This window comes from Pseudomonas thermotolerans DSM 14292 (assembly GCF_000364625.1).
Taxonomy (GTDB): Bacteria; Pseudomonadota; Gammaproteobacteria; order Pseudomonadales; family Pseudomonadaceae; genus Aquipseudomonas; species Aquipseudomonas thermotolerans.
Window position 1 is genome coordinate 1 of the sequence record NZ_KB822653.1, and the last position, 2,498, is coordinate 2,498.

Consider the following 2,498-nt stretch of genomic DNA (forward strand, 5'->3'; position numbering starts at 1 on the left):
TGCTTGCGCTTGCCGGCGTACTCGGCGTCGGCGAAGGTCATCTGCTTCATGGAAGAACTCGGGGGGCGTGATTGCCGGCGTATTTCACCAGATTCTGGAAGTGTTTTTCAGACCATCCTTAGAGGCACTGACAGCCCAAGATGACGGCAAGGTCTTCCGTGAGGATGGAGGATTGGTTGCCGAGGTGCGCGCCGGGGTTCGCGGAATCACAGTTCAGTTCAGCTATGAATTCAAGCTGGATGGAGCGCGAACCAGGAAGCGCTTGGGTAGCTGGCCGAAGAAAAGCTTGGCGCAAATTCGGTCTGAGCGCGACGAGGCCCGGGTACTCGTCACCAAAGGCCTGCACCCTACCCTTGCCGCCAAAGCTGCACGGATCGAGGCGCAAGCGGCAATCGCCACCACTATTGCTGAAGCAGAGCGTGAAGCCGCAGAAAACAAGACAGTCTCCGATCTCTTTGATGAGTGGATACGTGACGGCGTCTCCCGTCAGGACGGCAACGCCGAGCTGATCCGCAGCTTCAAGAAGGACGTACTGCCGCTGATTGGCAAGAAGCCGCTGCGCAACCTGGGCGAGAAGGATCTGCTCACCGTCCTGCGATCGGTGAAATCTCGTGGCCTGAACCGCACTGTTGTCATCCGCAGCAAAGATATCGGTCAGATGCTTCGCTGGGCCGAGAAGCGCAAACCATGGCGCGGCCTAATGGCTGACGGCAATCCGGCCGACCTGATAGACGTCAACAAGCTGCTCGACCATGACTACGAAGAACAGCGGGATCGACTGCTCTCCCCTGACGAGATTCGAGAACTGCGTGACATCCTCGAACGCCTGGAGAAAGACTACGAAGAGCTTCCTGCTGGACAGAAGTATTCAGGCATTCGCCCGGTCAACACGCGAGTACAGTGTGCTCTGTGGATCTGCCTGAGCACCCTCTGTCGTATCGGCGAGCTGCTTAAGGCCGAGTGGCGCAACCTGGACCTGAAGAAAGGCACCTGGTTCATCCCGGCCGAGGCCACAAAGGGCCATAAAGGAAAGCGCCAAGATCACCACGTGTTCCTGTCAGCGTTTTCCATTGCGCAGTTCAAACGCCTTCAAAAAGAAACCGGTGATACGCCGTTCTGCTTCCCCAGCAAGGATGGTAAAAGCCACGTTGATACCAAGACTGTCAGCAAGCTCATCGGAGACCGCCAGTGTCGGTTCAAGAACCGCAGCAAGCCACTAGCCGGCCGGCATCATGACGACTCACTGGTACTGAGCAAGGGAACCAAGGGTGAATGGACCCCGCATGACCTGCGCCGCACGGGCGCGACGATGATGCAGGAGCTGGGTGTAACGCTGGAAATAATCGACCGCTGCCAGAACCATCTGCTGGGCGGCTCGAAGGTACGTCGACATTACCTGCACCACGATTACGCCAAGGAAAAAACCGAAGCCTGGCGCTTGTTGGGCGAGAGGTTAGAGTCGATTCTTGCCGAGAGCCCGGTAGCTGCTGTCCAGCCTCAGTAGCCAGCTTCTTTTTGATGGCGAAAGGCCAAGACATAGGCGGTGTCATCGGCGCGCTCATAGCGGTACAGCGCGACGTAACCTGAGTCACCAAACTCGATGATGAGCTCACGCAGCTCCGGCAGATCAGGAAATGGACGCCCTACTTCCGGACTTTCCTCCAATCGAGCGAATTGTCGCTCGATTGCCTGTGCAGCACGGCGTGCGACCTGCGGATCTTTATCAGAGAGGAATCGCCGGCAACGCTCCAAGCCCTTCGCCGCGCCTTCAGTGACAATCAATCGTGGCACTTGGGTAACTCTGCCTCAGCATCTGTACCCCAGCTACCAAGCCAGGTGCGAGCCTCCTGGCCGGTCAAATGCTGGCCGGTTTCCTGGTATGCAGCCCAAGATGCCAGCGCTTCTTGTTTGAAGCTCTCACGGGCCTCCTCACGTTCGACGTACTGGGTGATCGCCTCACGCATGATCCAGTGAGATGAGCGCTGCCGCAAACCAGCCAAATGCTGAATGCGACCTTTCAGATCGTCGTCAATTTTGATGGAAGTGGCCATGGTCAGCCCTCCGTTATCTAAGGGTATTACCTTTGAATATCGTAGCAGAGAAGAAACTGTGCTGCCTATCAAGACGCCGATGGGCAAAACACTGGATGGCCGAATCCAAGCCCGAGCATCTGCTGCTTAAAGGTCATCCAAGGAAACCTGGATGGATTTTTCAGCTGCCCGAGCCTTCGCCAATGAAGCCAGCTCGAAATCGTCCAGGCGCTCGAATTTTTGTTCGTACAGCGTCGCTGGCACCAGATATGCCATAACACGATCCTGTTCGAGCAAGGCTACAGGGGCACCTGCGGCTTCAGCCAAAACGCGGGATGGGTTTTTCTTAAGCTCAGTAATGCTGACTGCTGCCTTAGGGAAACTCTGAAAAAGACTTCCTGATTTGGTAAAATCCGCCGACTTCACCCGCAGAGCTTTCCGATGAAGCAGATGACCTTCGCCGACGCC

At 56.5% G+C, this 2,498-nt stretch carries 4 protein-coding genes; 1 reads left to right on the top strand and 3 read right to left on the bottom strand.

The window, feature by feature from the left end; translation table 11 throughout:
- The first annotated feature begins 100 nt into the window (after window positions 1-100).
- Window positions 101-1,504, top strand: coding sequence for a tyrosine-type recombinase/integrase (locus H165_RS0117920; protein ID WP_345938830.1), 1,404 nt, complete (start codon window positions 101-103; stop codon window positions 1,502-1,504).
- Here H165_RS0117920 and H165_RS19465 read toward each other — a convergent pair.
- From H165_RS19465 to H165_RS0117930, 3 genes are all read right to left on the bottom strand, one after another.
- The gene (locus H165_RS19465; protein WP_010953434.1) at window positions 1,498-1,791 is read right to left on the bottom strand and encodes a type II toxin-antitoxin system RelE/ParE family toxin; all 294 of its coding nucleotides are present in this window, start codon (window positions 1,789-1,791) and stop codon (window positions 1,498-1,500) included. The two genes, H165_RS0117920 and H165_RS19465, sit on opposite strands and share 7 nt — an antisense overlap.
- Entirely contained in the window at window positions 1,779-2,051 is a 273-nt protein-coding gene (locus H165_RS0117925) for a CopG family ribbon-helix-helix protein (RefSeq protein WP_017940300.1), read from the bottom strand. The genes H165_RS19465 and H165_RS0117925 overlap by 13 nt, the downstream gene beginning before the upstream one ends.
- 126 nt (window positions 2,052-2,177) lie before the next feature.
- Entirely contained in the window at window positions 2,178-2,456 is a 279-nt protein-coding gene (locus tag H165_RS0117930; protein ID WP_051059517.1) for a type II toxin-antitoxin system Phd/YefM family antitoxin, read from the bottom strand.
- Between the last annotated feature and the right edge of the window lie 42 nt (window positions 2,457-2,498).